The 26,118-nt window shown below is 72.5% G+C and carries 24 protein-coding genes; 21 read left to right on the top strand and 3 right to left on the bottom strand.

Going from position 1 to position 26,118, the window contains the following annotated elements:
• Positions 1–53: 53 nt before the first annotated feature.
• The gene (locus ACFXGN_RS15985; RefSeq protein WP_384858869.1) at positions 54–854 is read right to left on the bottom strand and encodes a peptidylprolyl isomerase; all 801 of its coding nucleotides are present in this window, start codon (positions 852–854) and stop codon (positions 54–56) included.
• A gap of 162 nt (positions 855–1,016) precedes the next feature.
• On the opposite strand from ACFXGN_RS15985, the gene ACFXGN_RS15980 reads away from it, so the two are divergent.
• The 5 genes from ACFXGN_RS15980 to rpsD all read left to right on the top strand — a co-directional run bounded on the left by ACFXGN_RS15980 (position 1,017) and on the right by rpsD (position 6,223).
• Positions 1,017–1,733 carry an MBL fold metallo-hydrolase gene (locus ACFXGN_RS15980; protein ID WP_384858867.1) on the top strand — a complete coding sequence of 239 codons (717 nt, stop codon included), beginning with the start codon at positions 1,017–1,019 and terminating at the stop codon, positions 1,731–1,733.
• A gap of 8 nt (positions 1,734–1,741) precedes the next feature.
• Complete coding sequence (gene hisS, locus ACFXGN_RS15975; RefSeq protein WP_384858865.1) at positions 1,742–3,004, top strand: histidine--tRNA ligase; 1,263 nt, start codon at positions 1,742–1,744, stop codon at positions 3,002–3,004.
• A 166-nt stretch (positions 3,005–3,170) separates the two neighbouring features.
• Positions 3,171–3,797, top strand: coding sequence for a vitamin K epoxide reductase family protein (locus ACFXGN_RS15970; RefSeq protein WP_384858864.1), 627 nt, complete (start codon positions 3,171–3,173; stop codon positions 3,795–3,797).
• 42 nt (positions 3,798–3,839) lie between these two features.
• Complete coding sequence (locus ACFXGN_RS15965; protein WP_384859180.1) at positions 3,840–5,195, top strand: replication-associated recombination protein A; 1,356 nt, start codon at positions 3,840–3,842, stop codon at positions 5,193–5,195.
• A 413-nt stretch (positions 5,196–5,608) separates the two neighbouring features.
• The gene (gene rpsD / locus ACFXGN_RS15960) at positions 5,609–6,223 is read left to right on the top strand and encodes a 30S ribosomal protein S4 (protein WP_024758279.1); all 615 of its coding nucleotides are present in this window, start codon (positions 5,609–5,611) and stop codon (positions 6,221–6,223) included.
• A 33-nt stretch (positions 6,224–6,256) separates the two neighbouring features.
• Here rpsD and ACFXGN_RS15955 read toward each other — a convergent pair whose 3' ends face one another.
• A complete protein-coding gene (locus ACFXGN_RS15955) occupies positions 6,257–8,455 on the bottom strand; it encodes an ATP-binding protein (RefSeq protein WP_384858861.1) in 2,199 nt (732 codons plus the stop codon).
• Positions 8,456–8,614: 159 nt separating this feature from the next.
• Here ACFXGN_RS15955 and ACFXGN_RS15950 point away from each other — a divergent pair, with 159 nt between their 5' ends.
• The 14 genes from ACFXGN_RS15950 (at position 8,615) to nusB (ending at position 23,571) form a co-directional block, all read left to right on the top strand.
• A complete protein-coding gene (locus ACFXGN_RS15950; protein ID WP_366442478.1) occupies positions 8,615–9,055 on the top strand; it encodes a DUF948 domain-containing protein in 441 nt (146 codons plus the stop codon).
• Between the two features lie 5 nt (positions 9,056–9,060).
• Positions 9,061–9,405 carry a DUF6167 family protein gene (locus ACFXGN_RS15945; RefSeq protein ID WP_384858858.1) on the top strand — a complete coding sequence of 115 codons (345 nt, stop codon included), beginning with the start codon at positions 9,061–9,063 and terminating at the stop codon, positions 9,403–9,405.
• The gene (gene alaS, locus ACFXGN_RS15940; protein ID WP_384858855.1) at positions 9,405–12,074 is read left to right on the top strand and encodes an alanine--tRNA ligase; all 2,670 of its coding nucleotides are present in this window, start codon (positions 9,405–9,407) and stop codon (positions 12,072–12,074) included. The genes ACFXGN_RS15945 and alaS overlap by 1 nt, the downstream gene beginning before the upstream one ends.
• Before the next feature lie 2 nt (positions 12,075–12,076).
• A complete protein-coding gene (ruvX, locus tag ACFXGN_RS15935; protein ID WP_384859178.1) occupies positions 12,077–12,541 on the top strand; it encodes a Holliday junction resolvase RuvX in 465 nt (154 codons plus the stop codon).
• 103 nt (positions 12,542–12,644) lie between these two features.
• Positions 12,645–14,522: an endolytic transglycosylase MltG gene (gene mltG / locus ACFXGN_RS15930; protein ID WP_384858852.1), complete on the top strand. Its 1,878-nt coding sequence runs from the start codon at positions 12,645–12,647 to the stop codon at positions 14,520–14,522.
• Positions 14,522–15,349, top strand: coding sequence for a shikimate dehydrogenase (locus tag ACFXGN_RS15925; protein WP_384858849.1), 828 nt, complete (start codon positions 14,522–14,524; stop codon positions 15,347–15,349). Before mltG ends, ACFXGN_RS15925 begins: the two co-directional genes overlap by 1 nt.
• Positions 15,350–15,634: 285 nt before the next feature.
• The gene (gene aroC / locus ACFXGN_RS15920) at positions 15,635–16,819 is read left to right on the top strand and encodes a chorismate synthase (RefSeq protein WP_384858846.1); all 1,185 of its coding nucleotides are present in this window, start codon (positions 15,635–15,637) and stop codon (positions 16,817–16,819) included.
• A complete protein-coding gene (locus ACFXGN_RS15915) occupies positions 16,816–17,337 on the top strand; it encodes a shikimate kinase (RefSeq protein ID WP_384858843.1) in 522 nt (173 codons plus the stop codon). Before aroC ends, ACFXGN_RS15915 begins: the two co-directional genes overlap by 4 nt.
• Positions 17,334–18,431: a 3-dehydroquinate synthase gene (gene aroB / locus ACFXGN_RS15910; RefSeq protein ID WP_384858840.1), complete on the top strand. Its 1,098-nt coding sequence runs from the start codon at positions 17,334–17,336 to the stop codon at positions 18,429–18,431. Before ACFXGN_RS15915 ends, aroB begins: the two co-directional genes overlap by 4 nt.
• The gene (gene aroQ / locus ACFXGN_RS15905; protein WP_366442487.1) at positions 18,428–18,874 is read left to right on the top strand and encodes a type II 3-dehydroquinate dehydratase; all 447 of its coding nucleotides are present in this window, start codon (positions 18,428–18,430) and stop codon (positions 18,872–18,874) included. The genes aroB and aroQ overlap by 4 nt, the downstream gene beginning before the upstream one ends.
• 1,396 nt (positions 18,875–20,270) lie before the next feature.
• Positions 20,271–21,335, top strand: coding sequence for an AAA family ATPase (locus tag ACFXGN_RS15900; RefSeq protein WP_384858837.1), 1,065 nt, complete (start codon positions 20,271–20,273; stop codon positions 21,333–21,335).
• Positions 21,336–21,402: 67 nt separating this feature from the next.
• The gene (locus ACFXGN_RS15895) at positions 21,403–22,515 is read left to right on the top strand and encodes an aminopeptidase P family protein (protein WP_384858834.1); all 1,113 of its coding nucleotides are present in this window, start codon (positions 21,403–21,405) and stop codon (positions 22,513–22,515) included.
• A gap of 49 nt (positions 22,516–22,564) precedes the next feature.
• On the top strand, positions 22,565–23,131 hold the full coding sequence (gene efp, locus ACFXGN_RS15890; RefSeq protein ID WP_351787561.1) for an elongation factor P: 567 nt from the start codon (positions 22,565–22,567) through the stop codon (positions 23,129–23,131).
• Between the two features lie 2 nt (positions 23,132–23,133).
• Entirely contained in the window at positions 23,134–23,571 is a 438-nt protein-coding gene (gene nusB, locus ACFXGN_RS15885) for a transcription antitermination factor NusB (protein WP_384858831.1), read from the top strand.
• A 166-nt stretch (positions 23,572–23,737) separates the two neighbouring features.
• Here the strand turns inward: nusB and bldD are convergent, their stop codons facing one another.
• On the bottom strand, positions 23,738–24,238 hold the full coding sequence (gene bldD, locus ACFXGN_RS15880) for a transcriptional regulator BldD (protein ID WP_030214967.1): 501 nt from the start codon (positions 24,236–24,238) through the stop codon (positions 23,738–23,740).
• A gap of 245 nt (positions 24,239–24,483) precedes the next feature.
• Between bldD and pyrR the strand changes: the two genes are divergently transcribed.
• Positions 24,484–25,047 (top strand): bifunctional pyr operon transcriptional regulator/uracil phosphoribosyltransferase PyrR, encoded by a 564-nt coding sequence (pyrR, locus tag ACFXGN_RS15875; RefSeq protein ID WP_384858828.1) that lies wholly within the window; start codon positions 24,484–24,486, stop codon positions 25,045–25,047.
• An 86-nt stretch (positions 25,048–25,133) separates the two neighbouring features.
• Positions 25,134–26,117 (top strand): aspartate carbamoyltransferase catalytic subunit, encoded by a 984-nt coding sequence (locus tag ACFXGN_RS15870; RefSeq protein ID WP_384858826.1) that lies wholly within the window; start codon positions 25,134–25,136, stop codon positions 26,115–26,117.
• The last annotated feature ends 1 nt before the right edge of the window (position 26,118 follow it).

Here is a 26,118-nt window from a genome sequence, read left to right as displayed (position 1 = left end):
CGCACTCAGCGCGACCGAGATTCGCCGGTCCCGCGCGGGTGCGGACCCCGGGCTCACTTCTTCGTCACGGACGCCTTCGCGACGGTGACGGCCTTCTTCGGGGCGCCGTCCGCGGCACCGCCCTCGACACCGGCCGCCGCCACCTTCTGCACGACCTTCAGCCCGGCGGCGTCGATCTTGCCGAACGGGGTGTACGTCGGCGGCAGCTTCGTGTCCTTGTAGACCAGGAAGAACTGCGAGCCGCCGGTGCCCGGCTGCCCGGTGTTGGCCATGGCCACCGTACCGGCGGGGAAGGTCACCGAGCCGTCCGCGCCCGCCTTGCCCAGCGCGGTCAGGTTCTCGTCCGGGATGTTGTAGCCGGGGCCGCCGGTGCCGTCGCCCTTGGGGTCGCCGCACTGGAGCACGAAGATGCCCTGCGTGGTGAGCCGGTGGCACTTGGTCCCGTCGAAGTACTTCTTGTCGGCGAGGTACTTGAACGAGTTCACCGTGCGCGGGGTCTTCGCCGCGTCCATGGTGAAGGTCACGGCACCCTCGTTCGTGTCGAGCGCCATGGCGTACGTGGCCTTGGCGTCGACCGCCATCTGCGGCTCCGGGGCCGCGGGCTCGCTCGCCGAGGGTCCCGGGGCCGAGGGCGTGCCCTCCGGCGCCGCCCCGGCGTCCGAACCCTTCTTGTCGTCGTCCGTCAGCGCCACGGACGCGTACACCGCGCCGCCTGCCGCGAGGACCACCGCGAGGGCCGCCGCGACGACGGCGTTGCGACGCTTCGCCTTGCGCTGGTGTTCCTCGCGCCGCTGCTGCTGCCGCGCGTACTTCTCCCTGGCAAGCTGCCGCCGCCGCTGATCGCTCGTGACCACCGGATCCGCTCCCTCGCTCGTCTGTTCCTGTCCTGGCCGGATGTGCCCGTACCGTATACGGGTTGGCTGTGGAACCGGCACCGCCGGTAGGCTCTGATCTGCTGGATCCCGCGTTCCACGGGATTTTTCGAGCCCACCGCCGGACGACAACTAAGGACGAACGTGCTGATTGCCGGGTTCCCGGCCGGGGCCTGGGGGACCAACTGCTACCTGGTCGCCCCCGCCGCGGGCGAGGAGTGCGTCATCATCGACCCGGGCCACCAGGCAGCCCAGGGAGTCGAGGAGACGCTGAAGAAGCATCGCCTCAAGCCCGTCGCCGTCGTCCTCACCCACGGACACATCGACCACGTCGCCTCCGTCGTCCCCGTCTGCGGCGCGCACGACGTCCCCGCGTGGATCCACCCGTCCGACCGCTACATGATGAGCGACCCGGAGAAGGCCCTCGGCCGCTCCATCGGGATGCCCCTCATGGGCGAGCTGACCGTGGGAGAGCCCGACGACGTGCGGGAGCTCACCGACGGCGCCGCGCTGCACCTCGCCGGTCTGGAGTTCTCCGTCGCCCACGCGCCCGGCCATACCAAGGGGTCGGTGGCCTTCAGGATGCCGGAGACCACGGAGATCCCCTCCGTGTTCTTCTCCGGGGACCTGCTGTTCGCCGGCTCCGTCGGACGCACCGACCTGCCCGGCGGTGACATGGACGAGATGCTCGCTTCGCTGGCCCGCGTGTGCCTGCCGCTCGACGACTCGACCGTGGTGCTGTCGGGACACGGTCCCCAGACGACCATCGGCCAGGAGCGCGCCACCAACCCCTATCTGCGGGACGTGGCCGCGAGCCGCCAAGGGAGCAACGGCACGAAGGCTCCCCGACGAGGAATGTGACGACCTACGTGAGCACCTTCAAGGCCCCCAAGGGCACGTACGACCTGATCCCGCCGCACTCGGCGACGTACCTCGCGGTCCGCGAGGCCATCTCCGCGCCGCTGCGCAGGTCCGGCTACGGCTACGTCGAGACCCCCGGCTTCGAGGACGTGAACCTCTTCGCCCGCGGTGTCGGCGAGTCCACGGACATCGTGAGCAAGGAGATGTACGCCTTCGAGACCAAGGGCGGCGACCGGCTCGCCCTGCGCCCCGAGGGCACCGCGTCCGTGCTCCGCGCCGCCCTGGAGGCCAACCTCCACAAGCAGGGCAACCTGCCCGTCAAGCTCTGGTACTCCGGCTCGTACTACCGCTACGAGCGCCCGCAGAAGGGCCGCTACCGTCACTTCTCGCAGGTCGGCGCCGAGGCGATCGGCGCCGAGGACCCGGCGCTCGACGCCGAGCTGATCATCCTGGCCGACGAGGCCTACCGCTCCCTCGGCCTGCGCGACTTCCGCATCCTGCTGAACTCGCTCGGCGACAAGGAGTGCCGCCCCGTCTACCGGGAGGTCCTCCAGACCTTCCTGCGCGGCCTCGACCTCGACGAGGAGACCCTGCGCCGCGCCGAGATCAACCCGCTGCGCGTCCTCGACGACAAGCGCGAGGCCGTACGGAAGCAGCTCGTCGACGCCCCGCTCCTCCGCGACCACCTGTGCGAGGCCTGCGCCGCCTACCACGAGGAGGTGCGCGCCCTGATCACCGCGGCGGGCGTGGTCTTCGAGGACGACCCCAGGCTGGTGCGCGGCCTGGACTACTACACCCGGACCACCTTCGAGTTCGTCCACGACGGCCTCGGCTCGCAGTCCGCGGTCGGCGGCGGCGGTCGCTACGACGGCCTCTCCGAGATGATCGGCGGCCCCGCGCTGCCGTCCGTGGGCTGGGCGCTCGGCGTCGACCGCACGGTCCTCGCCCTGGAGGCCGAGGGCGTCGAGCTCGACCTGCCGTCCGCCACCAGCGTCTTCGCCGTGGCCATCGGCGAGGAGGCGCGCCGGATCCTCTTCGGCAAGGTCACCGAGCTGCGCAGGGAGGGCGTCGCCGCGGACTTCTCCTTCGGCGGCAAGGGCCTCAAGGGTGCCATGAAGGACGCCAACCGCTCGGGCGCCCGCCTCGCCGTCGTCGCCGGTGAGCGCGACCTCGCCGAGGGCGTCGTCCAGCTCAAGGACATGGAGTCCGGCGAGCAGCGGGCCGTCGCCGTGGCGGACCTCCTCGACGCGGTCCGGGACCGGCTCGCCTGACACACCGCGAACGGCCGGAAGGGGCCGGGCCACGCGCACGCGTGGCCCGGCCCCTTCCGTTCGCCCTTACGCCCCCCTCACTTATCCCCCGCGAACGGTGCGGGCCGGGCCCCGTACGGCACAATGACCCCTGCCCAGCAGCCCGAGACCGAGGGAACAAGACGACATGACGAAGGCAGCGGTGGACGAGGCCGCGTCCGGCCGGAACGGCGGGGACACGATCGGGGCGGGCAAGGCCCTCGCGTGGCTCCTCGTGATCACCGGAGCGGCCGGCGTGCTCGCCGCCTGGGTCATCACCATCGACAAGTTCAAGCTCCTGGAGGACCCCTCCTTCACCCCGGGGTGCAGCCTGAACCCGATCGTCTCCTGCGGCAACATCATGAAGAGCGAGCAGGCCTCGGTCTTCGGCTTCCCCAACCCGCTGCTCGGCCTCGTGACGTACGCCATGGTCGTGGCCATCGGGGTGGGCCTCCTCGCCGGGGCCCGCTACCGCCGCTGGTACTGGCTCGGCCTCAACGCGGGCACGCTCTTCGGCGTCGGCTTCTGCACCTGGCTGATGTACCAGTCGCTGTACGAGATTAACTCGCTCTGCCTCTGGTGCTGCCTGGCCTGGGTCGCCACCATCGTCATGTTCTGGTACGTGACCTCGCACAACGTGCGCCGGGGCGCGATCCCCGCCCCCGCCGGCCTGCGGACCTTCTTCGACGAGTTCACCTGGGTGCTGCCCGTCCTGCACATCGGGATCATCGGGATGCTGATCCTGACCCGCTGGTGGGACTTCTGGACCAGCTGACGGCCGCCGGGCTGTCGGTGCCGTGACCTAGGCTTCATGACTGTGGAGCCCGACCTCTTTACCGCAGCGGCGGAAGACCGCCAGGAGAAGGACCCCGCCGGCAGCCCGCTGGCCGTCCGGATGCGCCCGCGCACCCTCGACGAGGTGGTGGGCCAGCAGCATCTGCTCAGGCCCGGCTCACCGCTGCGGCGGCTCGTCGGGGACGGCGCCGGAGGCCCCGCGGGAGCCTCCTCCGTGATCCTCTGGGGCCCGCCCGGCACCGGCAAGACCACCTTGGCGTACGTGGTGTCGAAGGCCACCGAGAAGCGGTTCGTGGAGCTGTCCGCGATCACCGCGGGCGTCAAGGAGGTCCGCGCCGTCATCGACGGGGCCCGCCGCGCGGTCGGGGGGTACGGCAAGGAGACCGTCCTCTTCCTCGACGAGATCCACCGCTTCTCCAAGGCCCAGCAGGACTCGCTCCTGCCCGCCGTGGAGAACCGCTGGGTGACGCTCATCGCCGCCACCACGGAGAACCCGTACTTCTCGGTGATCTCCCCGCTCCTCTCCCGGTCGCTGCTCCTCACCCTGGAGCCGCTGACCGACGACGACCTGCGCGCCCTGCTGGCCCGGGCGCTCACCGACGAGCGCGGGCTCGGCGGGGCGGTGACCCTCCCGCAGGACGCCGAGGCCCATCTGCTGCGGGTCGCGGGCGGCGACGCCCGGCGCGCCCTGACGGCCCTGGAGGCGGCGGCGGGCGCCGCCCTCGCCAAGGGGGAGCCGGAGATCACCCTCGGGACGGTCGAGGAGACCGTCGACCGGGCGGCGGTGAAGTACGACCGGGACGGCGACCAGCACTACGACGTGGCCAGCGCCCTCATCAAGTCGATCCGGGGCTCGGACGTGGACGCGGCCCTGCACTACCTGGCGCGGATGATCGAGGCGGGGGAGGACCCGAGGTTCATCGCCCGGCGCCTGATGATCTCCGCGAGCGAGGACATCGGTCTCGCGGACCCCGGCGCCCTGCCGATCGCCGTGGCGGCGGCCCAGGCCGTTGCCATGATCGGTTTCCCCGAGGCGGCGCTCACCCTGAGCCACGCGACCATCGCCCTGGCCCTGGCCCCGAAGTCGAACGCGGCGACGACCGCGATCGGAGCCGCCCTCGCCGATGTGCGGGGCGGTCTGGCGGGTTCCGTCCCGCCGCATCTGCGCGACGGGCACTACAAGGGCGCGGCCAAGCTGGGCCACGCCCAGGGGTACGTGTACCCGCACGACGTGCCGGGCGGCATCGCGGCCCAGCAGTACGCGCCGGACACCGTCCACGGCAAGCGGTACTACGAGCCCACCCGGTACGGGGCGGAGGCGCGGTACGCGGACGTGGTGGAGCGGGTGCGGGAGCGGCTGAGGGGCGAGAGCGGCTGACGGACGGGTGACGGGGGCCGGGCCCCGAGGGGGGCCGCCCACCCGCGCGGCCCGGCACCCGGCCCTCCGTGCGAGGGCGCCTTCCGGAACCGGTACACTGGTCCGGATCGCTGCGTCCCGTGTCCGGCTCCGGTCGGCACCACCAGAACGGGACAGTCAGCAGGAGACCCGGCCCCTCCGGGCGGGGTTTCCAGGAGCGTCGCGCACCTTCGAAGGTGTCGCGTGCCACCCATCACCCCCCGGACGCCCGGGAGTGGCGATGGGTCGTTCGCGTGCTGCACGTATGTGCCCAGACCTGGGGGCGGCTGCCCGGCAGGCCCGTCCCGTACGGACCCGCGGGTTTCCCCGGCTGCGGATGCGACCTCCCTGAACCCTGGTGAAGCCGTTTTCGTATCCATGAGAGAGGTTGGTTCATGCCGAACCAGTCCCGTCCCAAGGTCAAGAAGTCGCGTGCCCTCGGCATCGCGCTGACCCCCAAGGCCGTCAAGTACTTCGAGGCCCGCCCCTACCCGCCGGGCGAGCACGGCCGTGGCCGCAAGCAGAACTCGGACTACAAGGTCCGTCTGCTCGAGAAGCAGCGTCTGCGCGCCCAGTACGACATCAGCGAGCGCCAGATGGCCCGCGCCTACGACCGCGCCAAGAAGGCCGAAGGCAAGACGGGCGAGGCGCTGGTCGTCGAGCTCGAGCGTCGCCTCGACGCCCTGGTCCTGCGTTCGGGCATCGCCCGCACCATCTACCAGGCCCGCCAGATGGTCGTCCACGGCCACATCCAGGTCAACGGTGGCAAGGTCGACAAGCCGTCGTTCCGCGTCCGTCCCGACGACGTCGTGATGGTCCGCGAGCGCAGCCGCACCAAGCCGCTGTTCGAGGTCGCCCGTGAGGGTGGCTTCGCCGCCGACGGTGAGACCCCGCGCTACCTGCAGGTCAACCTGAAGGCCCTGGCCTTCCGCCTCGACCGCGACCCGAACCGCAAGGAAATCCCGGTCATCTGCGACGAGCAGCTGGTCGTCGAGTACTACGCCCGCTGATCCCAGCACGGCGTCGTACCACCCCCGCGGTGTTCAGCCCGCCGCTTCCCCGCCCTTGAAGGTGGGGGAGCCGGCGGGCTTCCGCGTTCCCGGGACCGCCCCCGGCCCCGCCGTACGGAAGGGACGCGGAGCCGACGCCGGAGCGCCGCCGCCCGGACCCCGGCCCGCCGCGAGCGCCCGCTCCACCGCCTCCGCCGCCGAGAGCCCCCGGCCCTCACCGCACGCCGCCTCGAAGGCCACCGGCCCCAGCGCCTCCGCCGCCCGCCGCTCGCACAGCGCCCGCGGCCCGTCGAACGCCGCCGAACCGAAGAACCGCACGCCCACCGCGTCCCACATCGCCGCCGCCGCCCCCTGAAGGACGGCCGCCTCCACCGGATCGCCCCCGCTCACCGTCACCAGCGCCAGCAGTTCCACCGCGAGGACGAGCCCCACCAGGTCCCGGAACGTGTGGTTGATCAGCACGCACTCGGTCAGCAGCTCCCGCGCCTCCGCCAGCGCGCCCCGCGTCCACGCCGCGTACCCCAGGACGTAGAGCGCGTACGCCCGGGTCCACAGCTCACCGCTCTCCCGGCAGATCTCCCGCACCTCGCGGCAGAGCGCGACCGCCCCCTCCAGATCGCCCCGGAAGGCCCGCGCCATGCCCAGTTCCACCTGCCCCATGAGCACATTGCTGTTCAGCTCGCCCAGCTCCCGGTAGGCGTCGAGGGCCCGGCCGATCAGCTCCTCGGCCTGGGGCAGGTCGTCCGTGAGCAGCGCCAGACAGCCCATCCGGTGCGTCGCGTACGCCTCCGCGAGCGCGTGCCCCGAGGCCCTGGCCCCCTCCCGGCACTCGTGGAGCGCCGCCACCGCCGCCGCCCGGTCGCCCTGCAGCACCGTCACGTACCCCAGCACCCACAGCGCCTTCAGCCGCGCCGCCCCGTGCTCCGACTCCGACTCCGGCGCCAGCGCCCGCTCCAGCCAGTGCCGCCCCTCCGACAGGCGCCCGCAGCCCGCCCACGCGAACCAGAGGGTGCCCGCCAGGTGCTGGGCCAGATGCGCGTCCTCCGGGAGTTCCAGACACAGGTCGAGCGCCGCCCGCAGATGGGGGAGCGCCGTCTCGACGCGGACCGCCACCTCCGGCTGGCGCGGGCTGAACCACTCCAGTTCGCACCAGGTGGCGAGGCCCACGTACCAGTCCCGGTGCCGCCGCCGCATCCGCTCGGTGTCGCCCAGTGCCGCCAGCCACTCCGCCCCGTACGCGGCGACCGTGTCGAGCATCCGGTACACCGGGCCCACGGGACTGTCCTCCCGGACCAGGAGCGACTGCGCGAGCAGCCCCCCGAGCACGTCGAACACCCGCTCGGGCGCCAGCTCCGGGCCCCCGCACACGTACTCCACCGCCTCCAGGTCGAAGGGCCCGGGGAAGACCGAGAGCCGCGCCCACAGCAGCCGCTCCTCCGGGGTGCACAGCTCGTGGCTCCAGCCGATCGCCGTGCGCAGCGTCCGGTGCCGGGGCAGGGCACCGGGAGCACCGTCCGAGAGGAGCCGGAACCGGTCGTCGAGGCGGTGCAGCACCTGCTCGACGGAGAGCAGCGGCAGCCGTCCCGCCGCCAGTTCCAGGGCCAGCGGAAGACCGTCGAGGCGTCGGCACAGCTCGGCCACCGCCGCCGCGCCCCCGGCCGGGCCCGGCCACCCGGCGGCCGGGGCGTCTCCCGGCAGCGCCGGGGCCCCCGCCTCCCGCGCCCGCTCGGCGAGCAGCGCCGCCGCGTCCGCCGCGTCCAGCGGAGCCAGCGGCAGGACCGCCTCGCCCGGCACCCGCAGCGCCCGGCGCCCGGCGGCGAGCACGGTGAGCCCGGGGGCGTGTTCGAGCAGCTCCCGCAGGAGCGCCGCGCAGGGCTCCGCCAGGTGCTCGAAGCCGTCCACCACCAGGAGCGTCTCGCCCTCCGCGAGCCGGTGGAGGAGCACCTCGCGGGCGGTGCGGGGGGTGTGGTCGGTGAGACCCAGCGCCTCGACCAGGGCGTGCGCGAGGAGAGCGGGGTCGCGCAGCGGTGCGAGCGCGGCGAGCCGGACCCCGGCGCCGTAGCGTTTCTGCATCTCGGTGGCGACGCGCAGGACGAGCCGGGTCTTGCCGACGCCCCCCACTCCCACGACCGTGACCAGCCGGGACGTGTCGAGGAGCGCCGTCAGCGCGGCCCGCTCGGCGGCCCGTCCGACGAACCGATTCAGCTCCGCCGGGAGATTGCTCCGTCGCATGGGACACGGAGCGTACCCACCCGCGCGCACTCCGTACAATCGGCTCGGTCGCTCCCCTCTTCCGCGTCCGGTAATGCGGTGCGGCGGGACAGTCGGGGCGCGATAGGCTCGGGAGACGTATTTTCGCAAGGGCCCGACGACAACAGGGAGCGGTGCAGAGTGACCGGTGGAGAGGTTGCCGGGATTCTGGTGGCCGTCTTCTGGGCGATCCTGGTCTCCTTCCTCGCCGTGGTGCTGGTGAGGCTGGCGCAGACGCTCAGGGCGACCACCAGGCTGGTGGCGGACGTGACCGAGCAGGCCGTTCCCCTGCTGGCCGACGCCTCCGCGACCGTGCGCTCGGCGCAGACCCAGCTCGACCGGGTCGACGCCATCGCCACCGACGTCCAGGAAGTCACCTCCAACGCCTCCGCGCTCTCCTCCACCGTCGCTTCCACCTTCGGCGGCCCGCTCGTCAAGGTCGCCGCCTTCGGCTACGGCGTGCGCAAGGCGCTCGGCCGGGACCGGGGCGCCGACGGGGGCGCGCCCGAGCCGCGCGGGCGGCGCACGGTGATCGTAGGCCGTACCGTGCCGTCCTCACGACGCCGGAAGCAGAAGGGCTGAACCCGATGTTCCGCCGTACGTTCTGGTTCACGGCCGGCGCAGCCGCCGGCGTGTGGGCCACCACCAAGGTCAACCGGAAGCTCAAGCAGCTGACCCCCGAGAGCCTCGCGGCCCAGGCGGCGAACAAGGCGGTCGAGACCGGCCACCGTCTCAAGGACTTCGCCCTCGACGTCAGGGCGGGCATGGTCCAGCGAGAGGCGGAGCTGGAGGAGGCACTCGGTCTGGACACGCCCGCCGAGCCGGGCCGGGAGCTTCCCGAGCCGCGCCGCAGGACCGCCCTCGGGCCCACCGCGCACCCCACCCCGCACGTAATTCCCACGATCTCGTACAACCGGAATGAGGACCACTGATGGAGTCGGCTGAAATCCGCCGCCGCTGGCTGAGCTTCTTCGAGGAGCGCGGGCACACCGTCGTCCCTTCGGCGTCGCTCATCGCGGACGACCCGACTCTGCTGCTCGTCCCCGCGGGCATGGTGCCCTTCAAGCCCTACTTCCTGGGTGAGGTCAAGCCGCCCTTCTCGCGCGCCTCCAGCGTGCAGAAGTGCGTGCGCACGCCCGACATCGAAGAGGTCGGCAAGACCACCCGCCACGGCACGTTCTTCCAGATGTGCGGCAACTTCTCCTTCGGCGACTACTTCAAGGAAGGCGCCATCAAGCTCGCCTGGGAGCTGCTGACCTCCCCGGTGGAGCACGGCGGCTACGGGCTGGAGCCGGAGAAGCTCTGGATCACGGTCTACCAGGAGGACGACGAGGCCGAGCAGATCTGGCGTGACGTCGTCGGCGTCCCCGCCGAGCGCATCCAGCGCCTCGGCAAGGCGGACAACTACTGGTCGATGGGCGTCCCCGGACCCTGCGGCCCGTGCTCCGAGATCAACTACGACCGCGGCCCCGAGTTCGGCGTCGAGGGCGGCCCGGCCGTCAACGACGAGCGGTACGTGGAGATCTGGAACCTGGTCTTCATGCAGTACGAGCGCGGCGAGGGCTCCGGCAAGGACGACTTCCCGATCCTCGGCGAGCTGCCCTCGAAGAACATCGACACGGGCCTCGGCCTGGAGCGCCTGGCGATGATCCTCCAGGGCGTCCAGAACATGTACGAGACGGACACCCTCCAGGTCGTCATCGACAAGGCCACCGAGCTGACCGGTGTCGCCTACGGCAAGGCCCACGACAGCGACGTCTCGCTGCGCGTGGTCGCCGACCACATGCGCACCTCCGTGATGCTCATCGGTGACGGCGTCACCCCGGGCAACGAGGGCCGCGGCTACGTGCTGCGCCGCATCATGCGCCGCGCCGTCCGCAACATGCGCCTGCTCGGCGCCACCGGGCCGGTCGTCCAGGAGCTCGTCGACACCGTGATCGACACGATGGGCGAGCAGTACCCGGAGCTGATCACCGACCGCAAGCGCATCGAGACCGTGGCGCTCGCCGAGGAGGTCGCCTTCCTCAAGGCCCTCAAGGGCGGCACCAACATCCTCGACACCGCCGTCACCGAGACCAAGGCCACCGGTGGCTCGGTCCTCTCCGGCGACAAGGCGTTCCTGCTCCACGACACCTGGGGCTTCCCGATCGACCTCACGCTGGAGATGGCCGCCGAGCAGGGCCTCTCCGTGGACGAGGACGGCTTCCGCCGCCTGATGAAGGAGCAGCGGGACCGGGCCAAGGCCGACGCCAGGGCCAAGAAGACCGGCCACGCCGACGTCACCGCCTACCGGGAGATCGCCGACACCAGCGGCGCCACCCAGTTCACCGGCTACACCAACACCGAGGGCGAGACCACGGTCGTCGGTCTCCTCGTCAACGGCGTCCCCTCGCCCGCCGCCTCCGAGGGCGACGAGGTCGAGGTCGTCCTCGACCGCACCCCCTTCTACGCCGAGGGCGGCGGCCAGATCGCCGACCAGGGCCGCATCAGGCTGCACTCGGGCGCGGTCATCGAGATCCGTGACGTCCAGCAGCCGGTCCCGGGCGTCTCCGTGCACAAGGGTTCCGTGCAGGTCGGCGAGGTGACGGTGGGCGCCACCGCCTACGCCGCCATCGACGTGCGCCGCCGCCGGGCCATCGCCCGCGCCCACTCGGCCACCCACCTCACCCACCAGGCGCTGCGCGACGCCCTCGGCCCGACGGCCGCCCAGGCCGGTTCCGAGAACCAGCCCGGCCGCTTCCGCTTCGACTTCGGTTCGCCGAACGCCGTCCCCGGCGCCGTCCTCACCGACGTCGAGCAGAAGATCAACGAGGTCCTCTCGCGCGAGCTGGAGGTCCACGCCGAGGTCATGCCGATCGACGAGGCCAAGCGCCAGGGCGCCATCGCCGAGTTCGGCGAGAAGTACGGCGAGCAGGTCCGGGTCGTCACCATCGGCGACTTCTCCAAGGAGCTGTGCGGTGGCACCCATGTGCACAACACCGCCCAGCTGGGTCTGGTGAAGCTGCTCGGCGAGTCCTCCATCGGTTCCGGCGTGCGCCGCATCGAGGCCCTCGTCGGCGTCGACGCGTACCACTTCCTCGCCCGGGAGCACACGGTCGTCGCCCAGCTCCAGGAGCTGGTCAAGGGACGTCCGGAGGAGCTGCCCGACAAGATCTCCGCGATGCTCGGCAAGCTGAAGGACGCCGAGAAGGAGATCGAGAAGTTCCGTGCGGAGAAGGTCCTCCAGGCCGCCGCCGGTCTGGTCGACTCCGCCCGGGACGTGCGCGGGGTGGCCCTCGTGACCGGTCAGGTCCCGGACGGCACCGGCGCCGACGACCTGCGCAAGCTGGTCCTCGACGTGCGCGGGCGCATCTCCGGCGGCCGTCCGGCCGTCGTCGCCCTCTTCACCACCGTGGGCGGCAAGCCGCTGACGGTCATCGCCACCAACGAGGCCGCCCGCGAGCGCGGTCTCAAGGCCGGTGAGCTGGTGCGCACCGCCGCCAAGACCCTCGGTGGCGGTGGCGGCGGCAAGCCGGACGTCGCCCAGGGCGGCGGTCAGGACCCGGCGGCCGTCGGCGACGCCATCGCCGCCGTCGAGCGCCTCGTGGGGGAGACGGCGTGACGATGCGCCGCGGCCGCCGTATCGCGGTGGACGTAGGGGACGCCCGGATCGGGGTCGCCTCGTGCGACCCCGACGGGGTCCTCGCCACGCCGGTGGAGACCGTGCCGGGGCGTGACGTCCCGGCCGCCCACCGGCGGCTCCGCCAGATCGTCGCGGAGTACGAGCCGATCGAGGTCGTCGTGGGCCTGCCCCGCTCGCTCAGCGGGCGGGAGGGCCCGGCCGCGGTCAAGGTCCGTGCCTTCGCGGGGGAGATGGCCAAGGGCATCGCCCCGGTGCCGGTCCGGCTGGTCGACGAGCGGATGACCACGGTCACCGCGACGCAGGGACTGCGGGCCTCCGGGGTGAAGGCGAAGAAGGGACGGTCCGTCATCGACCAGGCAGCCGCCGTGATCATCCTTCAGAACGCTCTTGAGTCCGAACGGGTATCAGGTAATCCTCCTGGCGAGGGCGTCGAAGTGGTCATCTGATCGCGATACGGTAACGTTCCGCGCGATGCGGCGGTTTTCGAACAGGTGCCGCACTACGTAGAGGCGGATCGTCCGGAAGCCTCGCGGCTGTGTTTGGGGATCGATGACTGAGTATGGCCGGAGCTCGGGCTCCGAACCGTGGAACCCAGGGGACCCGCTCTACGGGGACCAGGGGTGGGAGGGCCAGCAGCAGTACCCGCAGCCGCAGCAGGCGAACCAGTACGGGCAGACCGGTCAGGTCGATCAGACCGGTCACGGCTACGACCCCGCGTACGGCCAGGGCGGTCACCCCGGCCAGGGCGGTCATCCCGGTCATCCCGGTCAGGGCTACGAGGCCGATCCGTACCAGCAGCAGGGGCAGCAGTACCAGCAGCAGGGTTACGCCGATCCGCAGTACCAGCAGCAGGTCCCGCAGCATCAACAGGCCCAGCCGCAGCAGCTTCATGACCAGTCCCAGCAGCCGCAGCAGCTCCATGACCAGCAGCAGTACCAGCAGGCGTACGAGCAGCAGCAGGCGCAGCAGTACGCGACCGGATACCCGGGCGGTTACGACACGCCCGGGAACCCCGGACAGCAGTACGACGGCAACTGGGAGAGCGGCCAGGCGGCGATGGCCTACGGCACCCCCCCGGCCGACCCCTACGGGGGCCAGAACCCCGACCTCTACGGCACGCCCGAGGCCTATCCGCCGCCCCAGCCGCCCGGCCGCAGACAGAACCCGCCGGAGCCGGTGATCGACTGGGCGCCGGAGGAAGAGGAGCGCCCGGAGGCGGGGGAGGAGAAGGAGGAGCACCCCTTCTTCACCGGTGAGGACGGAGCGTCGGAGGACGAGCACGAGGAGGAGCCCGGGCGCGGCCGGGGCTCCCGCGGCGGTGATCGCGAGCGCCGGAGCAAGACGAAGAAGCGCAAGGGCAAGAACGGCGTGGCCTGTCTGGTCGTCGCCGTCGTCCTCGCGGGCGGTGCCGGTGGCGTCGCCTACTTCGGCTACCAGTTCTGGCAGGGCGAGTTCGGCGCGGTGCCCGACTACGTCGGCAACGGCACGGGAGAGGTCCAGGTCGAGATCCCGAAGGGGGCGCTCGGCTCCGCGATCGGCAACATCCTCAAGAGGGAGGGCGTCGTCAAGAGCGTCGACGCCTTCGTCGCCGCGCAGACGAAGCACCCCAAGGGGCTCTCCATCCAGGACGGCGTCTACACCCTCAAGAAGGGCATGTCGGCGGAGGCGGCGGTCGCGCTCATGCTGACCCCGGCGAGCCAGACCAACTTCATCATCCCCGAGGGCCGCCGGAACATCTGGGTCTACGGCGAGATCGACAAGAGGCTCGGCCTCGAAGCGGGCACCACCATGGACGTCGCCAAGAACAAGGCCGGCGATCTCGGACTGCCGGCGTGGGCGAAGAACCACAAGAACCTCAAGGACCCCCTGGAGGGCTTCCTCTTCCCGGCCAGCTACCCGGTGGCCAAGGGCACCAAGCCCGAGGACGTGCTCCGCAAGATGGTCAACCGGGCGAACGCCGAGTACCTCAAGCTCGGCCTGGAGTCCAAGGCCGACTCCCTCGGTGTCGAGGGGCCCTGGCAGCTGCTCACCATGGCCAGCCTCGTCCAGGCGGAGGGCACCTCGCACGAGGACTACCGGAAGATGGCCGAGGTCATCTACAACCGCCTCAAGCGGAACAACCCGCAGACCTACGGCGCGCTGGAGTTCGACTCCACGTACAACTACCTGAAGAACCAGAGCAAGATCGACCTCACCATCCCCGAGCTGCGAAGGCTCGACCACCCGTACAACACCTATTACGTCAAGGGCCTGCCCCCCGGCCCGATCGACAACCCCGGCCTGGAGGCGCTGGAAGGCGTGCTCAACCCGACGAAGGACGGCTGGTACTACTTCATCTCGCTCGACGGCAAGACCTCCGAGTTCACCAAGACGCTCGCGGAGCACGACAAGCTCGTCGAGAAGTTCAACGAGTCGAGGAAGAACTGATGGCGGCGGCACACCGGGCGGCGGTCCTGGGGTCGCCCATCGCCCACTCCCTCTCCCCGGTCCTGCACCGGGCCGCGTACGCCGAACTGGGCCTCGACGACTGGTCGTACGAGCGGTTCGAGGTGGACGAGGCGGCGCTGCCCGGCTTCTTCGGCGCGCTCGGCGAGGGCTGGGCCGGGCTGTCGCTGACCATGCCGCTCAAGCGGGCCGTCATCCCGCTGCTCGACGAGGTCAGCGACACGGCCGCCGCCGTGGAGGCGGTCAACACCGTCGTCCTCCACGAGGACGGCCGCAGGACGGGCGACAACACCGACATCCCCGGCATGATCGCGGCCCTGCGCGAGCGGGGCGTCGAGAAGGTGGAGGCCGCGGCGGTCCTCGGTGCCGGAGCCACCGCCTCCTCCGCGCTCGCCGCGCTCGCCCGGATCTGCGCCGGACCGGTGACCGCGTACGTGCGCAGCGAGGCGCGCGCCGAGGAGATGCGCGGCTGGGGCGAACGGCTCGGCGTGGACGTGCGGACCGCCGCCTGGGACGACGCGGCGCGGGCGTTCGACGCGCCGCTGGTGATCGCGACCACCCCCGCCGGTACCACCAACGCCCTCGCGACCGCCGTGCCGGACCGGGTCGGCACCCTGTTCGACGTGCTGTACGACCCCTGGCCGACCGCCCTCGCGGCCACCTGGTCCGAGCACGGCGGCAAGGTCGTCGGGGGCCTCGACCTCCTCGTCCACCAGGCGGTGCTCCAGGTGGAACAGATGACGGGCGTGCCCCGCGCGCCACTGGCGGCGATGCGCGCCGCGGGCGAACGGGCCCTGGCGGCCCGCTAGACCGTGCCCGGCGGGTCCCGCCCTTGGTGGGGACCCGCCGGGATCTCCTGTGCCGGGATCTCCTGTGCCGGGATCTCCTGTGCCGGGATCTCCTGTGTCAGGGGTGCCACCTCCTCCGTGTCCTCCCCGGCCTTTCCGGCCCGGGGGCGGAGAAGGGGCGAAGTCCGACAAGTGGACCGGATGACCGTTTCACCCTCAGGACATGGGAGGATCGGGGGCGGCGGGCCAGGGCCACGCACCCGGTCGCGCCGTCTCAGCACCCCGTCGCGAGCATGAGGAGCATCGTTGAGCAGGTTGCGTTGGCTGACCGCCGGGGAATCTCACGGACCCGCGCTGGTCGCGACACTCGAGGGCCTTCCCGCCGGTGTCCCGGTCACCACCGAACTGGTGGCGGACCACCTGGCGCGGCGACGCCTCGGTTACGGGCGCGGTGCCCGGATGAAGTTCGAGCAGGACGAGATCACCTTCCTCGGCGGCGTCCGCCACGGTCTCTCCCTCGGTTCCCCGATCGCCGTCATGATCGGCAACACCGAGTGGCCCAAGTGGGAGAAGGTCATGTCGGCCGACCCGGTCGACCCCGCGGAGCTCAAGGAGACGGGCCGCAACGCCCCCCTGACCCGCCCCCGCCCCGGCCACGCCGACCTCGCGGGGATGCAGAAGTACGGCTTCGACGAGGCCCGGCCGATCCTGGAACGCGCCAGCGCCCGTGAGACCGCCGCCCGGGTCGCCCTCGGCGCCGTCGCCCGCTCCTTCATCAAGGAGGCCGCGGGCATCGAGATCGTCTCCCACGTCGTCGAACTGGCCGCCGCCAAGGCGCCGTACGGCGTCTACCCGGCCCCCGCCGACGTCGAGAAGCTCGACGCCGACCCGGTCCGCTGCCTCGACGCCGACGCGTCGAAGAAGATGGTCGCCGAGATCGACCAGGCCCACAAGGACGGCGACACCCTCGGCGGAGTCGTCGAGGTCCTCGCGTACGGCGTGCCCGTCGGCCTCGGTTCGCACGTCCACTGGGACCGGCGTCTCGACGCCCGCCTCGCCGCCGCCCTCATGGGCATCCAGGCCATCAAGGGCGTCGAGGTCGGCGACGGCTTCGAGCTGGCCCGCGTGCCCGGCTCCCAGGCCCACGACGAGATCGTCCGCACCGAGGACGGCCTCCGGCGCGCCTCCGGCCGCTCCGGCGGCACCGAGGGCGGTCTGACCACCGGCGAGCTGCTCCGCGTCCGCGCCGCGATGAAGCCCATCGCGACCGTGCCGCGCGCCCTCGCCACCGTGGACGTCGTCACCGGCGAGGTCGCCCAGGCCCACCACCAGCGCTCCGACGTCTGCGCGGTCCCCGCCGCGGGCATCGTCGCCGAGGCCATGGTCGCCCTGGTCCTCGCGGACGCCGTCGTCGAGAAGTTCGGCGGCGACAGCGTCCCCGAGACGCGCCGCAACGTGCGGTCGTACCTCGACAACCTGCACATCCGGTGACGGCCGGACCCCTGGTCGTCCTCGTCGGGCCGATGGGCTCCGGCAAGTCCACGGTGGGCGCGCTCCTGGCCGAACGGCTCGGCGCGCCCTACCGGGACACCGACGCCGACATCGTCGCCGCCGAGGGACGAGAGATCTCCGACATCTTCGTCGAGGACGGCGAGGAGCACTTCCGCGCCCTGGAGCGGGACGCGGTCGCCTCGGCCGTCGCCGGGCACGAGGGCGTCCTCGCCCTCGGCGGCGGCGCGGTCCTCGACGCGGGGACCCGCGCCCTGCTCGCCGGGCGCCCCGTCGCGTACCTCTCGATGGACGTCGACGAGGCGGTCCGGCGGGTCGGGCTCAACACCGCGCGACCGCTGCTCGCCGTCAACCCGCGCCGCCAGTGGCGCGAGCTGATGGAGGCGCGCCGCCATCTGTACACCGAAGTCGCCCGGGTCGTCGTCAGCACCGACGACCGCACCCCCGAAGAGGTCGCGGACGCGGTCCTCGCGGCACTGGATCTGAAGAAGGACGCATGACGACGGAGCAGGAAGTGACCCGCATCCAGGTCGAGGGCAGCGCGGGCACCGATCCGTACGAGGTGCTCGTCGGCCGTCAGCTGCTGGGCGAACTGCCCGCGCTCATCGGCACCCAGGCCAAGCGGGTCGCCGTGATCCACCCGGAGGCGCTCGCCGGAACCGGCGAGGCGCTCCGCGCCGACCTCGCCGAGCAGGGCTACGAGGCGGTCGCCATCCAGGTGCCGAACGCCGAGGAGGCGAAGACCGCCGAGGTCGCCGCCTACTGCTGGAAGGCGCTGGGCCAGACCGGCTTCACCCGCAGCGACGTCATCGTCGGGGTCGGCGGCGGCGCCACCACCGACCTGGCCGGTTTCGTCGCCGCGACCTGGCTGCGGGGCGTGCGCTGGATCGCCGTGCCCACCACGGTCCTCGCCATGGTCGACGCGGCCGTGGGCGGCAAGACCGGCATCAACACCGCCGAGGGCAAGAACCTCGTCGGAGCCTTCCACCCGCCCGCCGGGGTCCTCTGCGACCTCGCCGCCCTCGACTCGCTGCCGGTGCACGACTACGTCAGCGGGCTCGCGGAGATCATCAAGGCCGGTTTCATCGTCGACCCGGTGATCCTCGACCTCGTCGAGGCCGACCCGGAGGGCGCCCGCACCCCGGCCGGTCCGCACACCGCCGAGCTGCTCGTCCGCTCGATCCGGGTGAAGGCGGAGGTCGTCTCCGGCGACCTCAAGGAGTCCGGCCGCCGGGAGATCCTCAACTACGGCCACACCCTCGCCCACGCCATCGAGAAGAACGAGCGGTACAAGTGGCGGCACGGCGCCGCCGTCTCCGTCGGCATGGTCTTCGCCGCCGAGCTGGGCCGTCTCGCCGGACGCCTCGACGACGCCACCGCCGACCGGCACCGCGCGATCCTGGAGTCCGTCGGGCTGCCGCTCACCTATCGGGGCGACCAGTGGCCCAAGCTCCTGGAGACCATGCGGGTGGACAAGAAGTCCCGGGGCGACCTGCTGCGCTTCATCGTGCTGGACGGGATCGGCAGGCCCACCGTCCTGGAGGGCCCCGACCCGGCGGTGCTGGTCGCGGCCTACGGCGAGGTGTCCGCGTGAGCGGGCCGCGCCCGGTCCTGGTGCTCAACGGCCCCAACCTCGGGCGGCTGGGCTCCCGCGAGCCCGACATCTACGGCGCCACCTCCTACCGGGGGCTCGTGGAGACCTGCCGGACGCTCGGCGCGGAGCTCGGCTTCGACGTCGACGTGCGGGAGACGAACGACGAGGGCGAGATGATCCGCTGGCTCCACGAGGCGGCGGACGCCTCGATCCCGGTGGTGATCAACCCCGGGGCGTTCACGCACTACTCGTACGGGATGAGGGACGCTGCCGCGCAGCGGACCGCCCCCCTCATCGAGGTGCACATCTCCAACCCGTACTCCCGGGAGGAGTTCCGGCACACCTCGGTCGTCGCGGCCGTGGCGTCCGGGACGGTCGCCGGGTTCGGGATCGGCTCCTACCGGCTGGCGCTGCGGGCGCTCGCCGAGGAACTGACCGGCTGAGAGCGTTCCGGGGTGCCCCGTGGGACGGGGCACCCCGGAACGCTTCCGGACGTTCTCCCGGTGGGGGACCGGGGGCGGTGACGTTCCGGCGCATCGGACACATCAGGCGTACGAGACGGAGTGGGACCGGATGCAGCACGCAGTGGGGGGTCCGCTGCCACCGCCCGAGCGATCGGGCCCGCCGACCGCCCCCGTGACGGGAGACGCCCGGAGCGCCCCCGACGAAGGCGGTGCGCCGGGCACCCCCGCCGGGCACGCGCCCCCGCCCCCGCCGGGCGCGCCCCACCAGGACCCGGCCTTCGTGCCGCCGCCTTCGCCGGGCGCGCTCCACCAGGACCTGGCCTTCGCGCCGCCGCCGTCCTCGCTCCACCAGGACCCGGCCTTCGTGCCGCTGCCGCCCTCGCCGGGCGCGCTCCACCAGGGCCCGGCCCCCTCGCCGGGCCCTGCCGTGCCCACCACACACTCCGTCGCGCCCACCGCACCCCCCGGTGCGCCCGTGCCGCCGTACGGGGCCCCGCCCGCCTGGGGTGCGCCCGGAGCCGCACCACAGCCCCCGACGGTCCCTCCGCACCCGGGCATCCCACGGACTTCCACGCCCGCCCAGCGTCCGGCCGCGCCGACGCACGTCGGAGAGGACCAGCGCCTGTCCGCCGGACCAGGCTCCGACGGTGCCCGGCCTCCGGCCGCTCCGGCGTTCTCCGGTGGTCCCCACTCCGGCGCCGCTCAGCCTCCGGCCATGCCTGGGCCCTCGGGCGGTCCGCGCGCCGGTCATCCCCACCCTCCGGCCACTCCGCCGTCTCCGGGCGGCGCCCACTCCGGCCTCGCGCAGCCCCCGGCCGGGCCGCCCGGCTCGGGCGGCCCCCAGTACCCGGCCGCCGCTCCGGGGCCCGGCGCTGCCCAGCCTCAGGCCGCTCCGGCGTCTTCCGGTGGGCCCAACTCGGCCCCGGCTCAGCCTCCGGCCATGCCGTCCCACTCCGGTGGCTCTTACCCCGGCCCTGCTCAGTCTCCGGCTGCCCCGCAGCACTCTGGGGGCTCCCCGCTTTCGGCCGTCGCGCAGGGTCCGGGTCCTGCCCAGCCCCCGGCTGCCCTGCCTCACTCCGGTGGCCCCCACTCGGCCCCGGCTCAGCCTCCGGCTGCGCCGTCCCACTCCGGTGGCTCTCACCCCGGCCTCGCCCAGCCTTCGGCTGCCCCGCAGCACTCCGGGGGCTCCCCGCTCCCGGCCGTCGCGCAGGGTCCTGGTCCCGCTCAGCCCTCGGCCGCTCCGGCGTCTTCCGGTGGCCCCCACTCGGGCCCGGCTCAGCCTCCGGCCGTCCCATCCCACTCTGGTGGCTCTCACCCCGGCCTCGCTCAGTCTCCGGCTGCCCTGCAGCACTCTGGGGGCTCTCCGCTTTCGGCCGTGGCGCAAGGTCCTGGTCCCGCTCAGCCTCCGGCTGCGCCGTCCCACTCCGGTGGCTCTCACCCCGGCCTCGCTCAGTCTCCGGCTGCCCCGCCCCACTCCCTCGGCCCCCGCTCCGGCGGGCCCCAGGCCCCGGCAGGGCCGCCGCCCGGGGCCGCCCCGTACCCGGCCGGGCCCCCGCACCCGGCCGCCGCGTCGCACCCGGGCCCCGTTCCGTACCCCGGCGGCCCCCCGTACCCGGGCGCGCTCCCGTACCCCTCCGCCCCCTCGCACCTCGGCGGCCCCCAGCCCACCGGCGGGCCCTCAGGCCCCGGACGCCCCCGACAGCCGGGCGGCCCGGCGCACTCCACGGGGACCCCGCACTCCACAGGGACCCCGCACCTCGCGGGGGTGGCGCACTCCCCGTCCGCAGGGGTTCCGCAGGGGGGTGAGTTCACCGGGCAGGTGCCGCTGCCGCCCGTGGGCGTTCCGCTCCCCGGTGCCGGGGGGCAGGTCCCGGGCACCGGCGCCGCCACCCTCGCCGTGCTGCTCATCGGCCCCGCCGGGGCGGGCAAGACGACCGTCGCCCGGCACTGGGCGCGCAGCCGCCGGGTGCCCACCGCGCACATCAGCCTCGACGACGTCCGCGAGTGGGTCTGCTCCGGCTTCGCCGACCCCCAGTCCGGCTGGAACGAGCACTCCGAGGCGCAGTACCGCCTGGCCCGCCGCACCTGCGGCTTCGCCGCGCGCAACTTCCTCGCCAACGGCATCTCCTGCATCGTGGACGACGCCGTCTTCCCCGACCGTCCCGTCGTCGGTCTCGGCGGCTGGAAGCGGCACGTCGGCCCCGGTCTGCTGCCCGTGGTGCTGCTGCCGGGCCTTGAGATCGTCCTGGAGCGCAACGCCGAGCGCAGCGGCAACCGGCGCCTCTCCGACGAGGAGGTCGCCGCCATCCACGGCCGGATGGCCGGCTGGTACGGCTCCGGCCTGCCGATCATCGACAACTCCGCGTACGACGTCGAGACCACCGCCCGGGTCCTCGACGACGTCCTCGCCCGAGCGATCGCCAGCCCGCCCGCCTGGTGACCGCGCGGGCGGCCCGGTCGGCGGTCCCCAACAGGCCGCCGTCGCGCCCGGCTCGTACGCTCGGAGCATGTCCGAGGTGTATGCGGACCGCCGGGTGAGGCTGCGCGACCGCTGTGCGGCCGCCGGCAGCCCGGCGGCCCTGGTCTCCCGCCCCGCCAACGTCCGGTACCTCGCGGGCGGCTCGCCCCCGGGCGCCGTCCTCCTCGTCGGGGCGGAACCGGACGGGGACGTCCTGCTCTGCCCCGTCGCCCCCGGTGCGGAACCGGCCGACGGGCGGCTGGACGAACTGCTCCGCAGACAGGTCCTGCCCGTCGGCGGCGGAGACCCGGCGGTCGCCGCCGCCGACCTGGCCCGCCGGGCCGGGGCCGACGCCCTCGCCGTGGAGGAGCACCACCTGACCGTGGCCCGGCACCGGGCCATGGGCTCCGTCGCGCCCGGACTGCGCCTCGCGGACCTCACCTGCGCCGTCGAGCAGCTGAGGATCGTCAAGGACGAGGACGAGATCGGCTGTCTCCGGATCGCCGCGGAGATCGCCGACCAGGCACTCGGCGAACTCCTGGAGTCGATCCTCGTGGGGCGGACCGAGCGCCACCTCGCACTGGAACTGGAACGGCGGCTCGTGGACCACGGCGCCGACGGAGCGGCCTTCCCCACCTCGGTGGCGACCGGCCCGCACTCCGGCCGCCGGGGCCACCGGCCCACCGACCGCCGGGTCGAGGAGGGCGATTTCCTCACCGTCGGCCTGGGCGCCGACTACCGGGGCTACCGGTGCGAGATCGGTCGCACCTTCGTCATCGGCACCGCCCCCGCCGACTGGCAGATCGAGCTGTACGAGCTCGTCTTCGCCGCTCAGCGGGCCGGACGGGAGTCCCTTCTGCCGGGCGCCGCCTACCGGGACGTGGACCGGGCGGCCCGTCAGATCCTGGACGCCGCGGGGTACGCGGAGGCCGCCGTACCCCTCACCGGGCACGGGGTGGGGCTCGAAATCGACGAGGACCCGCAGTTGTCACCCTCGGCCATGGGTAAACTGGACGCTTGTGTGCCGGTCACCGTCGAACCGGGGGTCCACCTCCCGGGCCGGGGCGGAGTCCGGATCGATGACACGCTCGTCGTGCGCCAGGAGGCGGACGGCGGACCCGAGCTACTCACCATCACGACCAAGGAGCTGCTCGCGCTGTAGGGCGCGCAGGTATCCACGGTCCCACGTCAGTGCAGGAGATTTCGCAACCGTGGCTTCCACGAACGACCTCAAGAACGGCATGGTGCTCAAGCTCGACGGGGGCCAGCTCTGGTCCGTCGTCGAGTTCCAGCACGTCAAGCCCGGCAAGGGCCCGGCCTTCGTGCGCACCAAGCTCAAGAGCGTGCTGTCCGGCAAGGTCGTCGACAAGACGTTCAACGCCGGTACCAAGGTCGAGACGGCCACCATCGACCGCCGCGACATGCAGTTCTCGTACATGGACGGCGACTACTTCGTCTTCATGGACATGCAGACGTACGACCAGCTGATGGTCGACCGCAAGTCGGTCGGCGACGCGGCCAACTTCCTGATCGAGGGCTTCACCGCCTCGGTGGCCCAGCACGAGGGCGAGGTGCTCTACGTCGAGCTCCCGGCCGCCGTCGAGCTGGTCATCCAGCACACCGACCCGGGCGTCCAGGGCGACCGCTCCACCGGCGGCACCAAGCCGGCCACCCTGGAGACGGGCCACGAGATCCAGGTCCCGCTCTTCGTCTCCACCGGCGAGAAGGTCAAGGTCGACACCCGCACCAGCGACTACCTCGGCCGGGTGAACAGCTAACCGTGGCCGCCCGGAGCAAGGCCCGCAAGCGCGCCTTCCAGATCCTCTTCGAGGCCGACCAGCGGGGCACCTCCGTCCAGGAGGTCCTCGCGGACCAGGTCAGGCTCTCGCGGGGCGACGTCCACCAGCCGCCGGTGAGCGACTTCACCATGCAGCTGGTCGAGGGGTACGCCTCGTACGTGGTGCGGATCGACGAGCTCATCGCCACCTACGCGGTGGACTGGGACCTCGACCGGATGCCCGTCGCCGACCGGAACATCGTGCGCCTCGGCGCGTACGAACTGATCTGGGAGGACGGGACGCCGGACGCCGTCGCGATCGACGAGGCGGTGCAGCTCGCCAAGGAGTTCTCCACGGACGAGTCCCCGGCCTTCGTCAACGGTCTGCTGGCGCGCTTCAAGGACCTGAAGCCGCGTCTGCGCCGGGACGCGGACGCCTGACAGGCGGACGACACCGGCAGTCGAAGGGGCCCGCCGCACTCAGGTGCGGCGGGCCCCTTCGGCGTCCCGGGAAGCTTCCGTCGGAGCCCGGAAAAACACCGGGCCCGTGGACGTCGGATGACGTCCACGGGCCCGGTGTTACGTTTCTGCTGTGCCCCGGCAGGGGTCAGCTGTCCTCGTGGGCGACCGCGCGGCGCGCGTCCGCGTCGAGCACGCCCCAGCTGATCAGCTGCTCGGTGAGGACCGAGGGGGACTGGTCGTAGATGACGGCCAGGGTGCGCAGGTCGTCCTGACGGATCGACAGCACCTTGCCGTTGTAGTCGCCGCGCTGCGACTGGATCGTCGCCGCGTAGCGCTGGAGCGGGCCCGCCTTCTCCTGCGGGACGTGCGCCAGGCGCTCCAGGTCGAGGACCAGCTTCGGCGGCGGCTCGGCGGCCCCGCCCGGGGTCGTGCCCGGCAGCAGTTCCTGCACCGGCACCCCGTAGAAGTCGGCCAGCTCGGCGAGGCGCTGCACGGTCACCGCGCGGTCGCCACGCTCGTACGACCCGACGACCACGGCCTTCCAGCGGCCCTGCGACTTCTCCTCCACTCCGTGGAGGGAGAGCCCCTGCTGGGTGCGGATGGCGCGGAGTTTGGCCCCGAGCTGCTTTGCGTATTCGCTGGACATAACGCTCCCGGACGCTGTGACGACATGCGGCTGCGCCGCGCGGCTGGTAACTCACTGTGAGGTTACGCAGAGTTACTCTTTCCCGTCAAGCCGAAAGGTCCGTACCGGTTCCCCGCCGGGGGCGGCGCCCGGTGCGCCGCCCGGGGGCGAGGGGAGACCGCGCCCGCCCCCTGGTATCGTTGACGGCGCATATCCGACGTCCTTTAAGAGCCGTCCCGTGAGGCGGAGAAGGAGGTCCGTTTCACATGGACACTCAGCAGCACGGCGACGACCCCAGGCCCGTCCTCGAGGCCCCGGACATCGCGCGGGTCCTGACCCGCATCGCCCACGAGATCGTCGAGCGCGCCAAGGGCGCAGACGACGTGGTTCTCCTCGGCATCCCCACCCGTGGCGTCTTCCTCGCCCGCAGGCTCGCCGAGAAGCTCGCCTCCATCACCGGCACCAAGATTCCGGTCGGATCCCTCGACATCACCATGTACCGGGACGACCTCCGGATGAAGCCGGCCCGCGCCATCGGCCGCACCGAGATCCCCGGTGACGGCATCGACGGCCGCCTCGTCGTCCTCGTCGACGACGTCCTCTTCTCCGGCCGCACCATCCGGGCCGCCCTCGACGCCCTCGGCGACATCGGCCGCCCCCGCGCGGTCCAGCTCGCCGTCCTCGTCGACCGCGGCCACCGCGAGCTGCCGATCCGCGCCGACTACGTCGGGAAGAACCTCCCCACGTCATTGCGGGAGACGGTCAAGGTCCAGCTCGCCGAGGAGGACGGCCGCGACACCGTCCTGCTCGGCACCAGGCCCACCGCCTAGCCCGACCGGCCTTCCCCCTGCGGGGCCGGGGCACCCCCCTGCGCCCCCGCACGCCCTCACACCTCCCACCACGGAGCGACACACCGATGATGCGTCACCTCATCTCGGCCGCCGACCTCACCCGCGACGACGCCGTCCTGATCCTCGACACCGCCGAGGAGATGGCCCGGGTGGCCGACCGGCCCATCAAGAAGCTGCCCACCCTGCGCGGCCGGACCATCTGCAACCTCTTCTTCGAGGACTCCACCCGCACCCGGATCTCCTTCGAAGCCGCCGAGAAGCGCCTCTCCGCCGACGTCATCAACTTCGCGGCCAAGGGCTCCAGCGTCTCCAAGGGCGAGTCCCTCAAGGACACCGCGCAGACCCTGGAGGCCATGGGCGTCGACGCCGTCGTCATCCGGCACGGCGCCTCCGGAGCCCCCTACCGCCTCGCCACCTCCGGCTGGATCGACGCCCCCGTCGTGAACGCGGGCGACGGCACCCACCAGCACCCCACCCAGGCCCTGCTGGACGCCTTCACCATGCGCCGCCGCCTGGTCGGCCGCGACACCGGACTCGGCCAGGACCTCGCGGGCAAGCGGATCACCCTCGTCGGCGACGTCCTGCACAGCCGGGTCGCCCGCTCCAACGTCGACCTGCTGCACACCCTCGGCGCCGAGGTCACCCTGGTGGCCCCGCCCACCCTGCTCCCCGTCGGCGTCGAGACCTGGCCCTGCGAGGTCTCCTACGGCCTCGACCGGGTGCTGCCGAAGTCCGACGCGGTCATGATGCTGCGTGTGCAGCGCGAACGGATGAACGACGCCTTCTTCCCCACCGAGCGGGAGTACTCGCGCCGGTACGGGCTCGACGGCCACCGGATGGGCAAGATGCCCGAGCACGCCATCGTCATGCACCCCGGCCCCATGGTCCGCGGCATGGAGATCACCGCCGAGGTCGCCGACTCCGACCGCTGCACGGTCGTCGAGCAGGTCGCCAACGGCGTCTCCGTCCGGATGGCGGTCCTCTACCTGCTCCTGGGCGGCAACGACTCCGCCACCCCCAGCACCCCCCGTACCGAGGAGAACAAGTAAC

The organism is Streptomyces sp. NPDC059247 (assembly GCF_042754005.1).
GTDB lineage: Bacteria > Actinomycetota > Actinomycetes > Streptomycetales > Streptomycetaceae > Streptomyces.
Note: the sequence above shows the minus strand (reverse complement) of the source record. Positions and strands in the feature narration are given on the sequence as shown.